General features: G+C 64.6%; 21 protein-coding genes and 1 other RNA gene. 14 read left to right on the plus strand and 8 right to left on the minus strand.

What is annotated here, in order from left to right; genetic code table 11:
• Window positions 1–88: 88 nt before the first annotated feature.
• Window positions 89–1,090 (plus strand): LLM class flavin-dependent oxidoreductase, encoded by a 1,002-nt coding sequence (locus ABLE85_RS07915; RefSeq protein ID WP_348792175.1) that lies wholly within the window; start codon window positions 89–91, stop codon window positions 1,088–1,090.
• Window positions 1,091–1,179: 89 nt separating this feature from the next.
• Here ABLE85_RS07915 and ABLE85_RS07920 read toward each other — a convergent pair whose 3' ends face one another.
• The 5 genes from ABLE85_RS07920 to ffs all read right to left on the minus strand — a co-directional run bounded on the left by ABLE85_RS07920 (window position 1,180) and on the right by ffs (window position 5,585).
• Window positions 1,180–2,415 (minus strand): lytic murein transglycosylase, encoded by a 1,236-nt coding sequence (locus ABLE85_RS07920; RefSeq protein WP_348792487.1) that lies wholly within the window; start codon window positions 2,413–2,415, stop codon window positions 1,180–1,182.
• Window positions 2,416–2,491: 76 nt separating this feature from the next.
• On the minus strand, window positions 2,492–3,097 hold the full coding sequence (recR, locus tag ABLE85_RS07925; RefSeq protein WP_348792176.1) for a recombination mediator RecR: 606 nt from the start codon (window positions 3,095–3,097) through the stop codon (window positions 2,492–2,494).
• 122 nt (window positions 3,098–3,219) lie between these two features.
• Window positions 3,220–3,543, minus strand: a complete 324-nt coding sequence (locus tag ABLE85_RS07930; RefSeq protein WP_348792177.1) for a YbaB/EbfC family nucleoid-associated protein — start codon at window positions 3,541–3,543, stop codon at window positions 3,220–3,222.
• 22 nt (window positions 3,544–3,565) lie between these two features.
• Complete coding sequence (locus tag ABLE85_RS07935) at window positions 3,566–5,374, minus strand: DNA polymerase III subunit gamma/tau (RefSeq protein WP_348792178.1); 1,809 nt, start codon at window positions 5,372–5,374, stop codon at window positions 3,566–3,568.
• Between the two features lie 113 nt (window positions 5,375–5,487).
• Window positions 5,488–5,585: signal recognition particle sRNA small type (gene ffs, locus ABLE85_RS07940), an RNA gene on the minus strand.
• A gap of 138 nt (window positions 5,586–5,723) precedes the next feature.
• On the opposite strand from ffs, the gene ABLE85_RS07945 reads away from it, so the two are divergent.
• The 3 genes from ABLE85_RS07945 to ABLE85_RS07955 are packed head-to-tail and all read left to right on the plus strand — an operon-like array spanning window position 5,724 to window position 8,058.
• A complete protein-coding gene (locus tag ABLE85_RS07945; protein WP_348792179.1) occupies window positions 5,724–6,146 on the plus strand; it encodes an HIT family protein in 423 nt (140 codons plus the stop codon).
• Between the two features lie 31 nt (window positions 6,147–6,177).
• Window positions 6,178–7,116, plus strand: a complete 939-nt coding sequence (gene nudC / locus ABLE85_RS07950) for an NAD(+) diphosphatase (RefSeq protein WP_348792180.1) — start codon at window positions 6,178–6,180, stop codon at window positions 7,114–7,116.
• A gap of 60 nt (window positions 7,117–7,176) precedes the next feature.
• A complete protein-coding gene (locus tag ABLE85_RS07955; RefSeq protein WP_348792181.1) occupies window positions 7,177–8,058 on the plus strand; it encodes a helix-turn-helix domain-containing GNAT family N-acetyltransferase in 882 nt (293 codons plus the stop codon).
• A 45-nt stretch (window positions 8,059–8,103) separates the two neighbouring features.
• On the opposite strand, the gene ABLE85_RS07960 is transcribed toward ABLE85_RS07955, so the two are convergent.
• Window positions 8,104–8,964: a prephenate dehydratase gene (locus ABLE85_RS07960; protein WP_348792182.1), complete on the minus strand. Its 861-nt coding sequence runs from the start codon at window positions 8,962–8,964 to the stop codon at window positions 8,104–8,106.
• A 2-nt stretch (window positions 8,965–8,966) separates the two neighbouring features.
• Entirely contained in the window at window positions 8,967–9,707 is a 741-nt protein-coding gene (locus ABLE85_RS07965; protein ID WP_348792183.1) for a 3-deoxy-manno-octulosonate cytidylyltransferase, read from the minus strand.
• 198 nt (window positions 9,708–9,905) lie between these two features.
• On the opposite strand from ABLE85_RS07965, the gene ABLE85_RS07970 reads away from it, so the two are divergent.
• From ABLE85_RS07970 to ABLE85_RS08015, 10 genes are all read left to right on the plus strand, one after another.
• Complete coding sequence (locus ABLE85_RS07970) at window positions 9,906–10,598, plus strand: cytochrome c family protein (RefSeq protein WP_348792184.1); 693 nt, start codon at window positions 9,906–9,908, stop codon at window positions 10,596–10,598.
• Between the two features lie 144 nt (window positions 10,599–10,742).
• On the plus strand, window positions 10,743–12,626 hold the full coding sequence (locus ABLE85_RS07975; RefSeq protein WP_348792488.1) for an extracellular solute-binding protein: 1,884 nt from the start codon (window positions 10,743–10,745) through the stop codon (window positions 12,624–12,626).
• Window positions 12,623–14,491: an extracellular solute-binding protein gene (locus ABLE85_RS07980; protein WP_348792185.1), complete on the plus strand. Its 1,869-nt coding sequence runs from the start codon at window positions 12,623–12,625 to the stop codon at window positions 14,489–14,491. The genes ABLE85_RS07975 and ABLE85_RS07980 overlap by 4 nt, the downstream gene beginning before the upstream one ends.
• A 72-nt stretch (window positions 14,492–14,563) precedes the next feature.
• A complete protein-coding gene (locus ABLE85_RS07985) occupies window positions 14,564–15,664 on the plus strand; it encodes a microcin C ABC transporter permease YejB (protein ID WP_348792186.1) in 1,101 nt (366 codons plus the stop codon).
• Window positions 15,664–16,800 carry an ABC transporter permease gene (locus ABLE85_RS07990; protein ID WP_348792187.1) on the plus strand — a complete coding sequence of 379 codons (1,137 nt, stop codon included), beginning with the start codon at window positions 15,664–15,666 and terminating at the stop codon, window positions 16,798–16,800. The genes ABLE85_RS07985 and ABLE85_RS07990 overlap by 1 nt, the downstream gene beginning before the upstream one ends.
• Window positions 16,801–16,849: 49 nt before the next feature.
• Entirely contained in the window at window positions 16,850–17,098 is a 249-nt protein-coding gene (locus ABLE85_RS07995) for a type II toxin-antitoxin system VapB family antitoxin (RefSeq protein WP_348792188.1), read from the plus strand.
• On the plus strand, window positions 17,095–17,484 hold the full coding sequence (locus ABLE85_RS08000; RefSeq protein WP_348792189.1) for a type II toxin-antitoxin system VapC family toxin: 390 nt from the start codon (window positions 17,095–17,097) through the stop codon (window positions 17,482–17,484). The genes ABLE85_RS07995 and ABLE85_RS08000 overlap by 4 nt, the downstream gene beginning before the upstream one ends.
• Window positions 17,481–19,106: an ABC transporter ATP-binding protein gene (locus tag ABLE85_RS08005; protein ID WP_348792190.1), complete on the plus strand. Its 1,626-nt coding sequence runs from the start codon at window positions 17,481–17,483 to the stop codon at window positions 19,104–19,106. Before ABLE85_RS08000 ends, ABLE85_RS08005 begins: the two co-directional genes overlap by 4 nt.
• A 29-nt stretch (window positions 19,107–19,135) precedes the next feature.
• A complete protein-coding gene (locus tag ABLE85_RS08010; protein WP_348792191.1) occupies window positions 19,136–20,077 on the plus strand; it encodes a glyoxylate/hydroxypyruvate reductase A in 942 nt (313 codons plus the stop codon).
• Window positions 20,078–20,231: 154 nt separating this feature from the next.
• On the plus strand, window positions 20,232–21,119 hold the full coding sequence (locus tag ABLE85_RS08015) for a hypothetical protein (protein ID WP_348792192.1): 888 nt from the start codon (window positions 20,232–20,234) through the stop codon (window positions 21,117–21,119).
• Window positions 21,120–21,137: 18 nt separating this feature from the next.
• Here ABLE85_RS08015 and ABLE85_RS08020 read toward each other — a convergent pair whose 3' ends face one another.
• Window positions 21,138–21,473, minus strand: coding sequence for a hypothetical protein (locus tag ABLE85_RS08020; RefSeq protein WP_348792193.1), 336 nt, complete (start codon window positions 21,471–21,473; stop codon window positions 21,138–21,140).
• Between the last annotated feature and the right edge of the window lie 188 nt (window positions 21,474–21,661).

Genomic DNA, 21,661 nt, shown 5'->3' on the forward strand with positions numbered 1-21,661 from the left:
AACGGTCGGACCAGCCGCCAGCGCTACCTTTGCGAAGCGCACAGCCATTCCTATATCCGGGCATCGTGCCTGTCCCGGGGAACCCGCCATGATACCGCTTTCCGTTCTCGACCTGTCGCCGATCACCGAAGGCGGCACCGCCTCGCAGTCGCTGGCCAACACGCTCGACCTCGCCCGCCACGCCGAGCGCCTCGGCTATAAGCGCTACTGGCTGGCCGAGCACCACAACATGGCCGGCATTGCCAGCGCCGCCACTTCCGTCGTCATCGCCCATGTCGCGGCGGGCACCAGAACCATCCGCGTCGGCGCCGGCGGCATCATGCTGCCCAACCACGCACCGCTGGTGATCGCCGAGCAGTTCGGCACGCTGGCCGCCCTCCACCCCGGCCGCATCGACCTGGGCCTCGGCCGCGCGCCCGGCACCGACATGCTGACCGCCCGTGCGCTCCGCCGCAACCTCGAGGCGGGCGCCGACAGCTTCCCGCAGGACGTGGTCGAGCTCATGAACTACTTCGCCCCCGCCGAGCCGGGCCAGCGCCTGCGCGCAGTGCCGGGCGAAGGCCAGGACGTGAGGGTGTGGATTTTGGGCTCCAGCCTCTACGGCGCACAGCTTGCAGCCATACTCGGCCTGCCCTACGCCTTCGCCTCGCATTTCGCGCCGGCCGAGCTGGAAAACGCGATCGCCGTCTATCGCTCGCGCTTCCAGCCCTCCGAGCGCCTCGACAAGCCCCATGTGATGCTGGGCCTGAACGTATTCGCGGCCGAGACCGATGCCGAGGCAAGGCTCCTGTTCAGCTCGCTGCAGCAGGCCTTCGTCAACCTGCGCACCGGCCATCCCGGCCCGCTGCCGCCGCCTGTCGAGGGCTACGACAGGGAGCTTGAGCCGACGGCACGCGCGATGCTGGCGCAGGCGCTGTCCTGCGCCATCGTCGGCTCGCCCGAGACGGTGAAGCGCGGACTGGAGGCCTTCATCGCCCGCACCGGCGCCGACGAGTTGATGGTCACGGCGCAGATCTTCGACCACGCCGCGCGCGTGCGCTCGTTCGAGATCCTCGCCGACGTGCACAGTCAATTGTCGAAGGCGGCTTGAGGCCGCGTACCCCGCCTCTACGGGCAGGGACATCACATATGCCCCGCTTGCTACGCCCCGCGTCTCCTCTCCCCGAGGGAGTAAAATGGCTACCGCATCGCCTCGACCAGCCCCTTGTCCGGGAAGCAGGTGGCGGCGCGGCCGTTCTTGGCCTGCCAGTCGCCGATCGAGCGGCGCGTCTTGAAGCCCGGCAGGCCGTCGGCACTGCCGACGTCGTAGCCTGCCTTCTCCAGCCCGCGCTGCATGGCGGCGATGTCGGAGCGGTAGAGCTCGTCCACCTTGCCCCACTCGCCGACGAACGGCTTGTCGCCATTGGCGATGCGGTCGGCGCCATGGGCGATGAACAGCGCGTAGAGGTCGCTCTGATTATACTCCTTGAGCACGTAAAAGTTAGGCGTGACGATGAAGGCCGGACCGTTGCGGCCGGCCGGCATCAGCAGAAAGCCTTGCTCGCGCATCTCGCTCGCCGGGAACGGCTTGCCGCCCACGCGCTTGATGCCCATCGCCGCCCAGTCAGCGATCTTCTTGCCCTTGTCCGGCCCTTCGAGCGCGCAGGAAACGCTTGCCGGCACGGTGACCTCAAAACCCCAGTCGCGACCCTTCACCCAGCCGTAGTGGACGAGATAGTTGGCGATGGAAGCCAGCGTATCCGGCGTCGAGTTCCAGATGTCGGGATGGCCGTTGCCGTCGAAATCGACCGCGTGCTGCAGATATTTGGACGGCATGAACTGCGGCTGGCCGAGCGCGCCGGCCCAGGACGACTTCATCGACTTAATGTCCGCCTGCCCCCGCTGGACGATCTCGAGGGCGGCCAGCACCTCGGTGCGGAACATCTCCTTGCGGGTGGACATGAAGGCCTTGGTGCCCAGCACCTCGAAGGCATTGTAGGGGATTTTTACCGTGCCGAAGCCCGATTCCCGACCCCAGATCGCCAGCAGCACCGGGCTCGGCACGCCAAAGCGCTTTTCGATCGCCGCGAGCGTCTTGGCGTTTTCCGCAGCGCGCGCACGCGCACCGGCGGTGACAGTGGCGAGCGGCGCGAAATAATTGCCCGGCGAGCCGAATTCGGCCTGATGCTGCTTCTGCGGCGTCGTCGGCTTGGTGCCCGGCATGACAAGGTCCGGCAGCTTCAGATTGGGTTTTATTCCGGCAAAGGCAGCGTCGAAGGTTTTTTGGGAGATGCCGCGCGCCTTCGCCTCCGGCCAGAGGTCATTCTGAAGCCAGGCGCGGAACTGGTCGTCGATCTGCGCGGCGGCGGCCGGGCGGGTCGCGAACTGGGCCGCTGCGAGCACGAGGCACAGGATCAGCGGCAGGCCGAGCAGCATGCGCACCAGGCCGAAAGAGGCAGGAGAAAGAACCGCGGTTTCAGGCTTCATCTTCCCCCCTTGCCGGCAAATTGCGTCAGAAAGCGGTCCGCGATCTCAGCGCCGCGGCAAGCGTCCCCTCGTCGAGATAGTCGAGCTCGCCGCCCACCGGAACGCCATGCGCCAGCCGCGTCACCTTCACCTCCAAGCCGGCAAGCTGGTCGGTCAGGTAATGCGCCGTGGTCTGCCCCTCGACGGTGGCGTTGACGGCAATGATGACTTCCTTGATCGCGCCTTCCGAGACGCGCTGCACCAGCTGCTTGATGTTGAGCTGATCGGGGCCGACGCCGTCGAGCGGCGAGAGCGTGCCGCCGAGCACGTGGTAGAGCGCATTCATGGCTCCGGCGCGTTCCAGCGCCCAGAGATCCGCCACCTCCTCGACCACGATCACGGTCGCCGGGTCGCGGCGCGGATCGGTGCAGACCGTGCAGGGATCGACGGTGTCGACATTGCCGCAGGTGGAGCAGACGCGCACCTTCTCCGCTGCCTCGCCCATGGCCGAGGCCAGCGGCTCCATCAGCTGCTCCTTCTTCTTGATCAGGTGCAGTGCGGCGCGGCGCGCCGAGCGCGGCCCCAGCCCCGGCACCTTGGCGAGGAGTTGGATCAGGCGTTCGATTTCGGGGCCGGCGATTCTCTTGGACATGCCTTTTATTTAGCGCAGACAGCGACAAAGCCGCACGAAAATTCGTGCGGCTTTGTCAGCAGAGGTTGGATTTGAGACAGGCTACCTAGCCTGAAACCATATCAGCGAATTTGCGGATCGCCTCAGAAAGGCAGCTTCATGCCGGGCGGGATCGGCAGACCGGCGGTCAGCGCCTTGGTCTTTTCCTGCATCACGGCCTCGACCTTCGCCTTGGCGTCGTTGTGGGCGGCGATGATCAGGTCCTCGAGGATCTCGACCTCGTCTTCCTTGAACAGCGACGGATCGATCTTCAGCGACTTCATCTCGAACTTGCCCGAGAGCGTCACCTGCACCAGCCCGCCGCCGGCCTGGCCGGTTGCCTCCAGCGTGGCGACCTCTTCCTGCATGGCCTGGAACTTGGCCTGCATTTCCTTCGCCTTGCCCATCAGGCCAAGAAGATCCTTCATGATCGGTAGTCCTTCGTGTTGGTCAGTTCTCGTCGTCGTCTTCGACCGGCAGCTCGGCCGGCATGTCGGCATCGGCTTCCTCGACCTCCGGCGCATCGGGGATGCGCACGTCGATGATCTTGGCGCCCGGAAACTTGGCGAGGATCGCCGCCACCGTCGGGTCGGCCTTTGCATCGAGGAAAGCGTTCTCGCGCCGCTCGTTTTCCTTCTCGGCGATCGTCTGGCCGCCCTCCTCGCGCGACAGCGCCACCATCCAGTGACGGCCGGTCCAGGCCTTGAGCTTCACGGTCAGATCGTTCAGCAGCGTCTTGGGCGCCTCTGCGGTCAGGTTCACGTCGAGCCGGCCCGGCTCGACCTTGACCAGCCGCACGCAGCGCTTGACCAGCACCTTCAGCGCCATGTCGCGATGGGCGTCGGCAAGGGCGGTGATGTCGGCCAGCGATTTGATCGGCACGGCTGCCGGTTCCTCGACCACCGGCGGCGCATAGACGATCGGCGTCGGCTCGTTCGCCACCAGGCGCATGGTCTGGCCACCGCCATTGGTGGTCTGTATCACGGTCTGCGAGACGGCGCTGGCGCCATTGCCCGATCCACCCGAAGACATGGGCGAGCCCGACGGGCGCGGGCCGCCGCCATTGGACACCGGCGCGCCGTCGCCCAGCGACTTCAGCGCCTCGTCCAGCGTCGGCAGGTCGGCGGCATGCGCGAGGCGGATCAGCACCATCTCGGCAGCGCTGATCGGCCGGTTGGACGACTGCACCTCCGGAATGCCCTTGAGCAGCATCTGCCAGGCGCGCGACAGCACGCGGATCGACAGGTTCTGCGAAAATTCCAGCCCGCGCACGCGCTCGTCCTCGCTCAGCGAGGCGTCCTCGGCGGCCGAGGGCACGAAGCGCATGCGGGTGACCAGATGATTGAATTCAGCAAGGTCGGTCAGCACGGCGACCGGGTCGGCGCCGACGTCATAGAGCGCGCGCAGGCCCATGAGCGCGGATGCGGCGTCGCCCTTCATGACATGTTCGAACAGGTCGACGATGCGGGCGCGGTCGGCGAGACCCAGCATGGCGCGCACGGCTTCGGCGGTGACATTGCCGGCGCTGTGCGCAATCGCCTGGTCGAAGATCGATTGCGCGTCGCGCATGGAGCCTTCGGCCGCACGCGCAATCATCGAAAGCGCGGCATCTTCCGCCTCGATCCCTTCAAGGCCCGCGATTCGCTTGAGGTCCGCCTTGACCACCGCCGCATCGATTCGGCGGAGATCAAAACGCTGGCAGCGCGACAAGACCGTAATCGGAACTTTCCGAATCTCGGTGGTGGCGAAGATGAACTTCACATGCGGCGGCGGCTCTTCCAGCGTCTTCAGCAGGCCGTTGAAGGCCTGCGTGGAGAGCATGTGCACTTCGTCGATGATGTAGACCTTGTAGCGCGCCGAAACGGGCGCGTAGCGCACCTGTTCGATGATGTCGCGGATGTCGTCGATGCCGGTGTGCGAGGCGGCGTCCATCTCGATCACGTCGGGATGGCGGCCTTCCATGATCGCCTGGCAGTGCTCGCCGGGAATGGTGAGGTCGACGGACGGCTGGTTGATCTCCGCCGTCTTGTAATTCAGCGCACGCGCCAGGATGCGGGCGGTGGTAGTCTTGCCCACGCCGCGAACGCCGGTCAGCATCCAGGCCTGCGCGATGCGGCCGGAGGAAAACGCGTTGGTCAGCGTACGCACCATCGGCTCCTGGCCGATCAGCGCGTTGAAATCGGTGGGACGGTATTTGCGCGCGAGCACGCGGTAGGCGCCGGCGGCCTTCGTCTGCTGGTCGTTTCCGGCTTCGCTCATCCGCTCTTCAGGTGCTCCATGGGCCGCTTCGGGAGATCGGCCGATCCTGCAGTGTTCCCGCACAGCCAAAGGCCGTCAATCTGCGACGAACCGGGCGGACAATCGGCGAAGAGGTGGGAGGCTGGAACAGTGACCCGTTCCGGGGCTCGTTAGGGCTGCTTCCTTCCGGACCTGACCCGGTTGGCGAGTGGATCGTCCACCACCAACCTCCCGCTCCCCATATCGGCAATTGCGCGATTAATTGCAAGAGCGATGGATTAAGTGCCCGCAACAAACATTCCTGCGCATGAAACGCTTGCAGGCCGCCGGGCATCACTCTAGCTTCAATGGAAAACAAGGGAAAACGCCGATGATGCCTGGCCAAAGGGCCGGATTCGAACTGGACGCCAGGCTCGAGGCCGACAGCGAGCCTCTGATGTGGCTCGGTCTTTGCGAATTGCGGATCATGAACGACCGTCGCTGGCCGTGGCTGATGCTGGTGCCCCAGCGCCCGGGCGTTGAAGAAATCCACGACATGACGCCGCTCGACCAGGCGATGCTCACCTTCGAATGCAACACGGTGGCGCATGCGCTGAAGCGCGCCACCGGCTGTGCCAAGATCAATACCGGCGCGCTCGGCAACATCGTGCGCCAGTTGCACATCCATGTCATCGCCCGCAATGAGGGCGATCCCGGCTGGCCGGGGCCGGTGTGGGGACACGGCATGCGCGAGCCCTACACGCGGGCCGACCTGCACGGGCTCTGCGAAAAAGTCCGCGCGGCGCTGCAATAGTTCAATGTTCGGCTCAGCGGACCCTTCGACAATGTTTCGCCTCTTCGACGCGCCGGAACGCGAAGCCAGCCACTTTGTCGGCTTCGCGGGTAACCGGATCGACCGCCAGGCCGAAAGCCGTCAGGACCATCCGATCGGCGCCGTCCTGGCCGATCCGTCGGCGCGGCTGCTCATCCTGCGCGACGGCCGCGCGCATCTGAAGCTCGCCGACGACGCGTTCGATCCCTATTTCGATCTCGCCGAGGCCGAGACGCTGCGCGCACGTGTGGATCAGGTCGTGCTGCTTGGCTTCTCCGAGTCCGGCCCGGTGCTTGCCGCCCCCGGCGGGCTGCCGGCCGAACGGCTGCCCGAATCGATCAAGGCGATCGACTACCGCTCCATCTACACCCATGGGCTCATCGACCCTGCCGCTCTGGGCGCGCTGGCGCAGGGCGCATCGCTGCTTGCCTGGCATGCCACCCACCGCTTCTGCGGCCGCTGCGGCCACAACACCGAAAGCAGCGACGGCGGCTACAAGCGCGTCTGCCTCAACTGCAACGCCGAGCATTTTCCGCGCACGGACCCGGTGGCGATCATGCTCACGGTGACGCCCTACAAATGCCTGCTCGGCCGCGGGCGGCATTTTGCGCCCGGCATGTATTCCGCGCTGGCGGGCTTCATCGAGCCCGGCGAGACCATCGAGGCGGCAGTGCGGCGCGAAACTTTTGAGGAGGCCGGCATCCGGCTCGGCCGCGTTATCTATCACGCCAGCCAGCCCTGGCCCTTCCCGCACACGCTAATGATCGGCTGCTTCGGCGAGGCGCTGACCGAAGAGATTCACGCCGATTTCAACGAGCTGGAAGACTGCCGCTGGTTCTTGCCCGACGAGGTGCGCGCCATGCTGGCCGGCACTCACCCCGACGGACTTGGCGTGCCGCCCCCCGGTGCCATCGCCCATCATCTGATCCGGGAATGGGCCGACACGGCGTGATTATCTGACCAAAGTCAGACATCCCTTGCCAATCGCATAATACCTGACTAGAGTCAGGCAATGGACAACTCGCGCATCACCCAGATCCGCAGTTTCAACCGCGCCGTCACCCGCAGGATCGGCGCGCTGGAGGAAAGCTATCTCAGCCGCGGTCGCCCGCTCGGCGAGGCGAGGCTGCTGTTCGAAATCGGGCCGGAAGGCGCGGCACTCGGCGCGCTCCGATCAAAACTCGGGCTCGATTCGGGTTATCTCAGCCGCATGCTACGCTCGCTCGAAGCACAGGGACTCGTCTCGGTCGCCAAGCTCGACGGCGACGCCCGCAGCCGCTACGCGACGCTGACCGAAAAGGGCCGTGCGGAACACGCCGCCTACGACGCCCTGTCGGACGAACTGGCGAATTCCATTCTCGAACCGCTTTCGGAAACCGGGCGCGACCGGCTCATCGCCGCGATGGCGGATGTCGGGCGCCTGCTGGCCGCGGCTTCGATCACGCTCGATGAGGAACCAGCGGACAGCGCCGAAGCGCGGCAATGCCTGGCGCGGTATTTCGGCGAACTCGCTCAGCGCTTCGAGGAAGGTTTCGACCAGGGCAAGGGGAACACGACCACCGAGGACGAGTTCACCCCTCCCCATGGCAGTTTCGTGATCGCCCGGCTCGACGGAAGCCCCGTAGGCTGCGCGGCCCTGCGCATGATGAATGCCACGACCGCGGAGATAAAGCGCATGTGGGTCGCGCCGTCCGCGCGCGGGCTCGGCGTCGCCAGCCGCATGCTGCGCAAGCTCGAAGCGATCGCACGCGATTTCAGCGCCGAAACGGTATGCCTCGACACCAACCGCGCGCTCAGGGAGGCTCAGTCCCTCTACCGGCGCGAGGGGTATCAAGCGATTGAGCGGTTCAACGACAATCCCTACGCCGACCACTGGTTCTCGAAGCGCCTGTAGGCGCTTCGATCAGGTCGACGAGAGGCCCGGCAGGGCCATCTGCTCTCAGGCGTCGGCGTCCTGCGTGGCGCGGAACTCGTTGGCCGGATAGACGCCGAGAATGCGCACTTCGCGCGAGAAGAAGCGCAGCTCCTCCAGCGCGTTCTTGACGCTTTGGTCGTCCGGATGCCCCTCGACATCAGCGTAAAACTGCGTCGCGGTGAAGGCGCCGAGCTGGTAGCTCTCGAGCTTGGTCATGTTCACGCCGTTGGTGGCGAAGCCGCCCATGGCCTTGTAGAGCGCGGCCGGCACGTTGCGCACGCGGAAGACGAAGGTGGTGACCATCGGCACGCCGTCCTGGCGCTCGGCCCACTGCTTGGTCTTGGACAACACCACGAAGCGGGTGATGTTGTTTTCGGTGTCCTCGACATTCTCTTCCAGTATGTCGAGCCCGTAGAGATCGGAAGCGAGCCGCGGCGCAAGGGCGGCCATCGACCGGTTCTGCGTCTCGGCCACCAGCTTGGCGGCGCCCGCCGTGTCGCCCGCCACCACCGGCTTCCAGCCGTTCTTGCGGATATATTTGCGGCACTGGCCCAGCGCGTGGATGTGGCTGTGCACCGTCTTGATCTCCGAGCGCTGCACGCCCGGCAGCACCATCAGCTGGAAATGGATCGGCAAAAAATATTCGCCGACGATGTGCAGCTTCGATTCGGGCAGCAGGTGGTGGATGTCGGCCACGCGGCCGGCGATGGTGTTCTCGATCGGAATCATGGCAAGGTCGGCCTTGCCGGTCTCCACCGCATTGAACGCATCCTCGAAGGTCGGGCACGGCAACGGCTCCATCGTCGGATAGACGTTGCGGCAGGCGGTGTCGGAGTTCGCGCCCGGCTCGCCCTGGAAGGAAATGCGGTTGGTCTTTTCAGCCATGATCAGGCCCTGTCCTGCTTTGAAAGAATCTCGCGGGCGCGATCGAGGTCGTCCGGCGTGTCGACGCCCAGCGGCACGGTCGTCACGATTTCGGCGTCGATGCGCATGCCGGCCTCCAGCGCCCGCAGCTGCTCCAGCCGCTCGCGCTTTTCGAGCGGCGACGGCTTCAGCGTCACGAAGTGTTCCAGGGCCGCGCGCCGGTACGCGTAGAGCCCGATATGGTGGTAGAGCCGCCCCTCGCCCCAGGGCGCCGTCGCGCGAGTGAAATAGAGTGCGCGCAGCCGGGTCTCCGAAAGCGGGGTGCCGACGATCTTCACCACGTTCGGGTTGGTCTTTTCCTCTTCGCGTTCGATCTCCACGCCCAGCGTGGCGATGTCGACGGCCGGATCGCTGAACGGCCGCAGTGCCGCCCGAATCGTCTCCGGGTCGATGGTCGGCAAGTCGCCCTGCACATTGATCACCGTCTCGACGTTTCTGCCGGGGTCGAGCACGGTCAGCGCCTCGAAGATGCGGTCCGAGCCCGATTCGTGGTTGGCCCGCGTCATCACCGCCTCATGGCCGTAAGCACGCACGGCCTCGGCGATCTCCGGCGCATCGGTGGCCACCACCACGCGGCCAAGCCCGCTTTTCCGCGCGCGGTCGGCGACGTGCACGATCATGGGGCGGCCGCAAATGTCGGCCAGCGGCTTGCCGGGCAGGCGCGTGGCACGCAGGCGCGCGGGAATCAGGATGAGCTGCGACATAGGCTTTCGGACGGTCCGGACAAAGGCAACGGTGGAAAGTGGCAAAACGTCTCACTGGAGCCGCCCTTATAGGTGTTGCAACCGGCAAGCAAAAGACCTAGTTTCCGCCGAATTCTGCCGGCCCGGTCGGCAAGGGGATAATACTGTCGGCGGAACGGGACTGTCTGGGTGTCCTGCCGGCCAAGGAGCCAGGGGCGAATGGACTCATTCGAATTCAACAAGATCATCGGCGGCCTTCTGGGCACCGTCTTCGTGGTATTTTCCATTTCGCTCGCGTCGGACGAGATTTTCGCTTCGTCCGCTCCCGAGAAGCCGGGATTCACGATCGAGGCAGCCGAAGCCGAGGCGCCTGCCGCCGCCGGCGCTGCTGCTGCGGAAGCCAAGCCGATTGCCGAGCTGCTTGCGCATGCCGATGCGAAGGCCGGCGAAGCCGTCTTCAAGAAGTGCCAGGCCTGCCACTCCGGCGAGAAGGGCGGCCCCAACAAGGTCGGTCCGGATCTCTGGGACATCGTCGACCGTCCGGTTGCCGGGCATGAGGGCTTCTCCTACTCGGCCGGCATGAAGGACTTCGCGCAGAACGGTGGCACCCACTGGACCTACGACAACCTGAACCACTTCCTCACCTCGCCGAAGGGGTTCGTGAAGGGCACGGCGATGGGCTTTGCCGGCATCAAGAACGACGAGGAACGCGCCAACCTGATCGCCTACCTGCGCACGCTGTCGGACAGCCCGAAGCCGCTGCCTGAGGCAGGCGCTGCCCCGGCCGCTCCCGCTGGCGAAGCGCCGAAGGAAGGCGCTGCCCCGGCCGAAGGCGGCGCGGCTCCTGCCGCTCCGGAGGCTCCTGCTGCTCCTGCCGAGGGCGGCGCAGCCCAGCCGGCGCCGGCGCAGTAACGAAATAATCATCGCAAGATCATGAAAAAGCCGGGTTCCGCCCGGCTTTTTTATTAGGCTTTCCGGCGGCCCTGGCGGATATTGCTTGAATGGCTTACCCAGCGGCAGCCGCAGCGGAACCAGCGACGGAGAATGAGGTTGGCGATGAAGGCAGGCCTGGCGCGGACCATCGGCAAGCTCGGCCTCGTGCCGGCCCTTCTAGCGGCAAGCCTTCTCACGGCAACGGCGGCCGACGAATGGCGGACTTCGTCCTCCCTCAGCGCCCCATCCAAATACGGCGACAGCTTCAAGCAATACGACTACGTCAACCCCAATGCACCCAAGGGCGGCACATATAACCTGACCGCCACCGGTACCTATGACAGCTTCAACCCCTACATCGTGCAGGGTGCGCCGGCGGCCGGCTTCGCGGAGTTCGGCGGCGGCCTGCTCTACGAGACGCTGATGGAGCAGTCGCTCGACGAGCCCAGCGTCAGCCATCCGATGATCGCGGACGCGTTCAAATATCCCGACGATTTCTCCTCAGCCACCTACCGGCTCGACCCGCGTGCGAAATGGCATGACGGCACGCCGATCACCGTCGACGACGTCATCTGGTCGTTCAACACGTTGAAGGCCAACAGCCCGCGCTACAACCGCTACTACGCCGACGTCACCGAGGCAGTGGCGGTGGGGGACCATGAGGTGGAGTTCCGCTTCGACCAGAAGGGCAACCGCGAACTGCCCAAGATCATGGGCGATCTGGTCGTTCTGCCCAAGCACTGGTGGGAAGGCACAGACAAGAGTGGCAAGAAGCGCGACATCGCCAGGCCCACGCTGGAGCCCCCGCTCGGCTCCGGCGCCTACAGAATAGAGGGCTTCAAGCCGGGCTCGGAAATCATCTGGGCGCGCGTACCCGACCATTGGTCGGCCGATCTGGGCGTCAATGTCGGCCGCAACAATTTCGACCGGCGCCGCTATACCTATTTCCAGGACGACAACGCCGCCTGGCAGGCCTTCACCAAGGGCGGCTACCAGGACGTGCGCGCGGAAAACAGCTCGCGGCGCTGGATGACCGAGTACAACTTCCCGGCCGTCCAGGCGGGAGACGTCATCAAGAAGGAGTTCCCGAGCACCGCCAGCACTTTCATGCAGGGCTTTGCGCTCAATCTGCGCCGGCCGCAGTTCCAGGACCGCCGGGTACGCGAGGCGCTGACGCTGGCCTTCGACTTCGAATCGATGAACCGCACCCTGTTCTACAACCAGAACACCCGCACCAGCAGCTTCTTCGTGGGAAGCGATCTCGCCTCCGGCGGCCTGCCCACCGGCAAGGAGCTGGAAATCCTCGAACCCTACAGGAACCAGTTGCCGCCGGAGCTGTTCACGCAGGAATTCAAGCTGCCGGTCTACGACACGTCGCAGTCCGAGCGGCAATATCTGCGCCAGGCGGTGGCCCTGTTCGCCGAAGCCGGCTGGAAGATCAATAACGGCAAGATGCTGAACGACAAGGGCGAGCAGTTCAAGATCGAGTTCCTCGGCAGCGGCCCAACCGACGAGGTGATCGCCAACTCTTTCGTCAACACGCTGCGCAAGATCGGCATCGACGCCTCGCTTCGCATCGTCGACACGAGCCAGTACATCAACCGGACCAACAATTTCGATTTCGACGCGGTTACCTCGATCCTCAACCAGTCCACCTCGCCGGGCAACGAGCAACGCGATTTCTGGAGCTCCAAGGCCGCCGACACGCCCGGCTCGCGTAACCTGATGGGCATCAAGAACCCGGTAGTCGACGCCTTGGTGGAGCGCGTCATCTACGCCACCGACCGCCAGGACCTGCTAGCCGCCACCCATGCGCTCGACCGCGTGCTCCTGTGGAACTACTACGTGATCCCGCAGTGGCATCGGACCAAGCAGTGGATCGCCTACTGGAACAAGTTCGGCATGCCCGAGAAGCAGCCGGAATACACCGGCGCCGACATCGATTCGTGGTGGATCGATCCCGAGAAGGAAAAGGCCCTGGCCGCGAAGTACAAAGGCACCGAATGATGGGGGCTGCCCTGCTCTCCCGCCGCGACTTCCTGGCCCTCGGCTCGGCCGCGGCGCTGCTGCCGGGCGTCGCCTTCGCGGCCGCGCCGACGGGCACGAAGCTGCACGGCCTTTCGGCCTTCGGCGACCTGAAATACCCGCCGGATTTCAAGCAGTTCGACTATGTCAACGCGGATGCACCCAAGGGCGGCGCCTTCATCTTCTCGCCGCCCAGCTGGATCTTCAACCAGAACCCGCTCACCTTCAACACGCTCAACACCTTCGTGGCCAAGGGCGATGCGCCGCCGCGCATGGAGATGTGCTTCGATTCGCTGATGGCCAGCGCACTCGACGAGCCGGACGCCCTCTACGGGCTGGTCGCCGAGGGCGTCACCATCTCCGCCGACCGCAACACCTTCGAGTTCTCGCTGCGGCCTGAGGCCCGCTTCCACGACGGCTCTCCGCTGACGGCCGAGGACGTCGCCTATTCCTTCACCCAGTTCAAAAAGGACGGCCATCCCGACCTGCTCCTGCCGCTCACCCAGATGACCGAGGCCGTCGCCGTCGATGCGCGCACTTTCCGGCTGACCTTCTCGGGCAAGCAGTCGGCGCGCACCATCCTCGGCGTTGCCGGCTTCCCGATCGCGTCGAAGGCCTATTTCGAGCCCAACGGCTTCACCAGCGCCAGCATGAAGCCGCCGCTGGGCTCCGGCCCCTACAAGGTCGGCCGCGTCGTTGCCGGCCAGACCATCGAATATGAGCGCGTGGAGGATTACTGGGCGCGCGAGCTGCCCGTCAGCCGCGGCCTGTACAATTTCGACCGCATCCGCATCGAGTTCTACCGCGACCGCCAGGCCGGCTTCGAGGCCTTCAAGAAGGGCGACGTGCTGTTCCGGCAGGAGTTCACCGCCCGCGTCTGGGTGACCGGCTACGACTTCCCCGCCCTCAAGGAAGGCAAGGTCGTCAAGCGCGAGTTCCCGGCCGAGAAGCGGCCGATCATGCAGGCCACCGCGATCAACCAGCGCCGCGAGCGCTTCCGCGATCCGCGCGTGCGCCGCGCCATCGCCATGTGCTTCGATTTCGAATGGGCCCGGCGCAACCTGTTCTATGATTCCTACGAGCGTTCGCAGTCCTGCTTCGAGCGCTCGGCCTACCGCGCAGAGGGCCTCCCCTCGCCCGAGGAACTGGCCCTGCTCGAGCCGCTGCGCGGCAAGATTCCCGACGCGGCTTTCGGCGAGGCGGTCATGCAGCCGGTGTCCGACGGTTCGGGGCGCGACCGCAAGCTGCTCGGCTCGGCCGCGAAGCTCCTCGCCGAGGCAGGCTGGACGCGCAGCGGCCAATTCGTCCAGAACGACAGGGGCGAGCCGCTGGCTTTGGAGCTCCTGGTCGACGACGAGGACTGGATCCGCATCCATTCGCCCTGGGTCGAGAACATGAGGGCCATCGGCATCGACGCGTCCATCCGCGTGGTCGATTCGGCGCAATACACCAACCGCCAGCTCGAATTCGACTTCGACGCGATCAGCATGGCGCTGTCCTTTGCGGCCACGCCCTCGCGTGACGAGATCGAGGGGCTGTTCCATTCGCGCTCGGCCACGCTGCCGGGCTCCAAGAACCTTCCCGGTATAGCCGACCCGGCGGTGGACGCGCTGGTGGAAGCCGCCGGCAGTGCCGACAGTCGCGAGAGCCTGACCACTGCGCTGCGCGCGCTGGACCGGGTCTTGCGTGCGCGCCAGGACTGGATTCCAAATTGGTATCTGGCGAATCACCGGGCAGCGTTCTGGGATATGTTCGGCTTCAAGGAACCCAAACCCGATTTCGGCTTTCCAGTCGAAGCGCTATGGTGGTTCGACAAGGACAAGGCTGCGGCTATTGGCAAAGCTTGAATTTCCACCCCGTGCCCCTGCGCGGATCGATCCTTCCCGCGGGGAGACGGACAAACTGACGGAAGCCGCGTAATGGGCGCCTATATCCTGCGCCGCATTCTATTGATGATCCCAACCCTGTTCGGGGTCATGGCCATCTCCTTTGCCGTCGTCCAGTTCGCGCCGGGCGGCCCTGTCGAGCAGGTCGTCGCCAAGCTGACCGGACAGGGCGGCGGCGCAACCGAACGCATTTCAGGCGGCGGCGCCGAAGCCGGCGCGACCAATTTCGAACCCGGGGGCATCGCCTCCTCGCGCTATCGCGGCGCCCAGGGGCTGGATCCCGAGTTCATCGCCAAGCTTGAAAAGCAGTTCGGCTTCGACAAGCCGCCGCTCGAGCGATTCTTCATGATGCTGTGGAACTATGCCCGCTTCGACTTCGGACAGAGCTATTTCCGCGACATCAGCGTGCTCGACCTGATCCTGGAAAAGATGCCGGTGTCGATCTCGATCGGGCTGTGGGTGACGCTGCTGTCTTACCTGATCTCGATCCCGCTCGGCATCCGCAAGGCCGTCAAGGACGGCTCCTCCTTCGACACCTGGACCAGCGCCGTCGTCATCATCGGCTATGCCATCCCCGGCTTCCTGTTTGCCATCCTGCTGATGGTGCTGTTTGCCGGCGGCTCCTTCTTCGACTGGTTCCCGCTGCGCGGGCTCACCTCCGACAATTGGGAGCAATTGTCGTGGCCGGCGCGCATCCTCGACTATTTCTGGCACATCACCCTGCCGCTGACGGCGCTGGTGCTGTCGGCCTTCGCCACCACCACGCTTCTGACGAAGAACTCCTTCCTCGACGAGATCCGCAAGCAATATGTCGTCACCGCCCGCGCCAAGGGCCTGACGGAGCGGCAGGTGCTCTACGGCCACGTCTTCCGCAACGCCATGCTGATCGTCATCGCCGGCTTCCCCGGCGCCTTCATCTCGGCCTTCTTCACCGGCTCGCTGCTGATCGAGAACATCTTCTCGCTCGATGGGCTGGGCCTGCTCGGCTACAAGTCGATCCTCGACCGCGACTATCCGGTGGTGTTCGCCAATCTCTACATCTTCTCGCTGATCGGCCTGTTCGTCAGCCTGATCTCCGACCTGATGTACACGTGGATCGATCCGCGCATCGACTTCGAGCGGAGGGACGTGTGATGACGATCATCGCGGAAGTCCCTGCCCGCCAGGCGCCGCGGCCTCGGCTGTCGCCGCTCAACCAGCGACGCTGGGCCAGTTTCAAGGCCAACCGGCGCGGCTACTGGTCGCTCTGGATTTTCCTGGTCCTGTTCGTTTTGTCGCTGGGTTCCGAGTTCATCGCCAACGACAGGCCGCTGATCGCTTCCTATAAGGGCGAGATTCTGTTCCCCGTCCTGATCGACTATCCAGAAGAAAAATTCGGCGGCTTCTATGCCGTCACCGACTATCGCGACCCGGTGATAAGCGACGAGATCAGGGCGCATGGCTGGCTGGTTTGGCCGCCGATCCGCTACAGCTACCGCACCGTCAACAACGAGATTCCGGAGGCCGCGCCCGCAAAGCCTTCCTGGCTCTATTCCAAGGAGGTGCGCTGCCAGCGCTATCCGCAAGGCGTCAACGACGAGAACTGCACGCTCGGTAACTGGAACTGGCTCGGCACCGACGACCAGGCGCGCGACGTGCTGGCGCGGGTCATCTACGGCTTCCGCATCTCGGTGTTGTTCGGCCTGATCCTCACCGCCTTCTCGGCTGTCCTCGGCGTCAGCGCCGGCGCCGTCCAGGGCTATTTCGGCGGGTGGACCGACCTCCTGTTCCAGCGCTTCATCGAGATCTGGTCGGCCATCCCCGTGCTCTATCTGCTGCTGATCATCTCGGCCATCCTGCCGCCGGGCTTCTTCATCCTGCTCGGCATCATGCTCCTGTTCTCCTGGGTGGCCTTCGTCGGCGTGGTCCGCGCCGAGTTCTTGCGGGCACGCAACTTCGAATACGTGAACGCTGCGCGCGCACTCGGCGTGTCCAACCGCACCATCATGATCCGGCACCTGTTGCCCAACGCCATGGTGGCGACGCTGACCTTCCTGCCCTTCATCCTCAACGGCTCGATCTCGACGCTGACCTCGCTCGACTTCCTTGGCTTCGGCCTGCCGCCCGGGTCGCCCTCGCTCGGCGAACTCCTGAAGCAGGGCCAGCGCAACCTCAACGCCCCCTGGCTCGGCTTCTCCGGCTTCCTGGTCATCTCGATCATGCTGTCGCTGCTGATCTTCATCGGCGAGGCCACCCGCGACGCCTTCGACCCGAGGAAGACGTTCCGATGAGCGGCTTGAGATGGTATAATTCTGTCGGATTTCTACCATGGAGACCGGCATGGGCATGAACATCAAGAACGAGCGGGTGGAGAGGCTGGCGCGGGACCTCGCCCGGGAAACCGGTGAGACCCTGACCACGGCCATTGAGCGCGCGCTGGAAGACAGGCTGGAGAGGCTTGCACGTCACAAAGAACGAGAGTGGCGATATCAGCGTATCAGAGAGATCGTCTCGAGCCTTCCACCGACACCGCCCGGCATAACGAGCGATCATTCCGATCTCTATGACGACGATGGGCTTCCGGCATGATTGTCGACGCGTCCGCCCTGCTGGCCATTGTCCTCGGAGAAGAGGACGGCGACTCCTATAGCCGCGCGATCGCCGATGAGCGCGACGACATCTTCATCTCGCCGATCAATTTCGTGGAGGCCGCGATAAAGGCGGACAAGAAAGGCCCCGAGACCGGGGAGGCGCTTGACGAAATCATGAGCGTAGGAGCGATAAAACTCGCGCAGATTACACGGACCCAGGCGCAAATTGCCCGCGAAGCCTATCGTAGATTCGGCAAGGGCAACCATGAAGCGCGGCTCAATCTAGGCGACTGCTTTGCCTATGCGCTTGCCAAGGCGCGAAGTGAAAAGCTCCTCTTCAAGGGCGACGACTTCCGCAAGACCGACATAGAGGCCGCCCTTTGAGCACGTTGCTTTCCGTCCGCGATCTCTCGGTTGCCTTCTCGAACAGCGGCAAGACGCAGAGCTCCGTCGATCGCATCTCCTTCGACATCGGCAAGGGCGAGACGGTGGCGCTGGTGGGCGAATCGGGCTCGGGCAAATCGGTCTCGGCGCTGTCGGTGCTGAAGCTGCTGCCCTACCCGGCTGCCAGCCACCCCACGGGCGAGATCCTGTTCCACGACAGGAACCTCTTGGCGCTGAACGAAAGGGAACTGCGCAAGGTGCGCGGCGGCAAGATCTCCATGATCTTCCAGGAACCGATGACCTCGCTCAACCCGCTGCACACCATCTCGCAGCAGATCATAGAGGTGCTGCGGCTGCACCAGCCGGTGAGCCTGAAGCGGGCGCAGGAACGCACGCTCGAGCTTCTCACCGAGGTCGGTATCCGCGAGCCGCAAAAGCGGCTCGACGCCTATCCGCACCAACTTTCCGGCGGCCAGCGCCAGCGCGTCATGATCGCCATGGCGCTCGCCAACGAGCCCGAGCTCCTGATCGCCGACGAGCCGACGACCGCGCTGGACGTCACGGTGCAGGCGCAGATCCTCGAGCTGCTCGACAAGCTGAAGCGCCACACCGGCATGTCGATGCTGTTCATCACCCACGATCTCGGCATCGTGCGCCGCATTGCCGACCGCGTCTGCGTCATGACCAAGGGCAAGATCGTGGAGGCCGGCCCGACCGAGTCGATTTTCACCAATCCGCAGCACGAATACACCCGCCACCTGCTCGCCGCCGAGCCCAAGGGCAAGCCGCCGGCAGCCAACGAGAACGCCAAGCCCGTGATGTCCGGCAAGGAGGTCAAGGTCTGGTTCCCCATCAAGCAGGGTTTCTTCCGCAAGACGGTCGACCATGTGAAGGCCGTGGACGGCATCGATCTCACCGTGCGCGCCGGCCAGACGCTGGGCGTGGTCGGCGAATCCGGCTCGGGCAAGACGACGCTGGGGCTGGCGCTCGCCCGAATGATCTCCTCCACCGGCCAGATCCAGTTCGAGGGCCGCGACATCAACAAGCTGTCCTTCAACGAGATGCGGCCGCTGCGCAGCGACCTGCAGATCGTGTTCCAGGACCCGTTCGGCTCGCTGAGCCCCCGCATGTCGGTTGCCGAGATCATCGAGGAAGGGCTGAAGATCCACGCGCCGAAACTCTCGGAAGCCGAGCGCGACGCCGAGGTCGTGGCCGTGCTCAACGAGGTCGGACTCGATCCGTCGACCCGCTTCCGCTATCCGCACGAATTCTCCGGCGGCCAGCGCCAGCGCATCGCGATCGCCCGAGCCATGGTGCTGAAGCCCCGCTTCGTCATGCTCGACGAGCCGACCTCGGCGCTCGACATGAGCGTCCAGGCGCAGGTGGTCGACCTGCTGCGCGGCCTGCAGGCCAAGCACGACCTCGCCTATCTGTTCATCAGCCACGACCTCAAGGTCGTGCGGGCCCTAGCCAACGACGTCATCGTCATGCGCAACGGACAGATCGTCGAGGCCGGCCCGTCACGACAGATCTTCGAGAATCCGCAGACGGATTACACGCGCGCGCTGATATCGGCCGCGTTCCGCATCGAAACGGCACCCGCGGGCGTCGTCAGCGAGTAAAGCAAGCAAACACAAAGGGGAGGTGCGGCATGGACAAGGGCCGTATTTTGCTGTCTGTCACCGGGTTCAACCCGCAGCGCTGGCAGGAACTTCTGTCGGCGGACCGGGAGGTGGTTCTGAAGCCCGACAGCGCGACCGACCCGTCGATCACCTATGCCGTTGTCTGGAAGCAGCCGCCGAACATCCTCGCCAGGCTGCCCAACCTGCGCGCCATCTTCTCCATCGGCGCCGGCGTCGACCACCTCTTCAACGATCCCGGCCTGCCCGACGTGCCGATCGTGCGCGTGGTGGCCGACAACCTCACCCGCCACATGACCGAATATGTCGTCTGGCGCGTGCTCGATCATCACCGCCAGGGCGCGCTCTACCGCGCCCAGCAGCAGAACAGGCTCTGGCAGGAGCCGCCGCAGCGGCCGGCCGAGGACATTTCGGTCGGCATCATGGGGCTTGGCGAGCTCGGCCGCGCGGCGGCAACGGCGCTTCTGTCGCTCGGCTTCAAGGTCAATGGCTGGGGCCGCACCGACCGGCCGATGGAAGGCGTGTCGACCTTCCACGGCGAGCAAGGCCTCGTCCCGTTCCTAAACGCCACCGACATTCTGGTGGTGCTGCTGCCGCACACGCCCGCGACCGAAGGCATCGTCAATTACGACCTTCTGTGCCACCTGCGCCGCCGCAACGGGCTTGACGGCGCGGTGCTGATCAATGCCGGCCGTGGCAAGCTGCAGAAGGATGCCGACATCCTGCGCGCGCTCGACGACGGCACGTTGAAGGAAGCCAGCCTCGACGTGTTCGAGGTCGAGCCGCTGCCGGGCAGCAGTCCGATGTGGTCACACCCGAAAGTGTTCCTCACGCCGCATGCGGCCGCCAGCTCCGACCCCGAGCACCTCGCTCCGCCGATGCTCCAGCAGATGGACGCCTTCGAGCGTGGCGAGAAACTGCAATATGTGGTGAACCGCGCGGCGGGGTATTAGCGGCCGGCATCACCGAACGTCGGTTCCTCGCTCCCGTTTTTGCGGGTGGCGAGGGACCGTGAAACGTCGCCAGACCCAATTGTTACCCAATACCTTTTCAATGCCCGCTCTCGCTTCCCCTCCACTTGCCTATTCGGCAGATTCTCTCGTTCGCATGGAGCTGTTCACGGAAGGTGTCGCGTCTGCGGCACAGGAGCTTCTGGACACGCATCTCGCCTTGCCGCAGGAGGTTCACTATGTTGCGGACCTGCAACGATGGATCCTCAGTCAGGTGACGATCGCCCTGCATTTCGAGTATCAGCTCGATCCGGCTTCCGCACCTCTCTCACCCAGCAACTTGCTCCGCGCAATCAAGGACACGGGAGTCGCAAGCCGCAATACAGTCCATTCCTTCCTGATGGAAATGAAGCGCTATCGGTTCATCGCGCCCCTGCCGAGAGAAGACCGACGGCTACAAGCCGCTCAAGCGACAGAGATGAGCGAGCGGCTCATCCGACGCTATTTCGATATTCACCTGCGGGCTCTCGACACGATCGACGACGGCGAGCGCTATGCGTTGTCCTGCCGGCATCCGGACATTCTGCAATGGGCACAGCCCCGCTTCGCACGTCTTCTTCTGGCGGCGCAGGACTGGCATCGACCGCAGCAAAGCATTGCCAAATTCGTTCGCTCGGACTCCGGCAGCAGCATCCTGCACGACCTGGTCATCGGCGTTCCCCCGTTGTCCACGGAGATGACGTCGCCAATATGGATCGGAAAGGTATCGCCGAACGCGTTCTCGCAGAAATACCGCATATCCAGAACGCATGCCGCTCGCCTGTTCGGAATGGCGCGGGATGCCGGCCTCATCGGCTGGGCCAACCGCAGCAACCGGGGCGAATGCTGGATCTCGCCTCAACTCGTCCGAGACTATCGTTACTGGCAGGCGGTCAAGCTCGCGGCGGTTTCACAGGCCTTCCACGCGGCTTGCATCGCGATGAACGATGCCGGAATCGGCACGCCGAAGCAGGCCGAGCCAGAGATTGCGGCGGGGAGCTCTTGAGCAGCCCCCCGCTCTCGATTATTCGTGGATCGTATAGGACCCCAGTTCGCACAAATCCTGCGTATCGGTCGTGGTATCCAGATCAGAGCCTTCCTCGAACTCGAACTTCATGTCATAGGAGCAGACAGTCCGGCCATCGGCGATGGTGACTTCGACGCTCTCGCCGGGATTAAGCACGTCCCGGCCGAACACGTCCTCTTCCCATTCGTTGACGCCGACGGGAGAAGTGTAGAATCGGGTGAGCACGGATTGGGTTCCGTTCTTGAGCGTAAACACCAAGTCCTCAGCCTTCGCTGGCGCGGATGCAGCCAGAACGATCGCCGACGCCGCAAGGGCGAAGCGGAATTTCTTCATGATTTCATCCTGTTAGAAACTGATGAGAGCGCTCTCCGGGAGACTACCTACACGAGCGCCACATTCATTTGAAGATCGCCGCCGTTCCATATTTGGGATGAATTGCGCTCGACGCGAAGGCAGACCCCATCTTCGTCATCCTCGGGCCGGAGCACTGAGCGAAGCGAAGTGCGGAGGTTCCGGGGATC

This window comes from Mesorhizobium sp. KR1-2, assembly GCF_040045035.1.
GTDB lineage: Bacteria > Pseudomonadota > Alphaproteobacteria > Rhizobiales > Rhizobiaceae > Pseudaminobacter.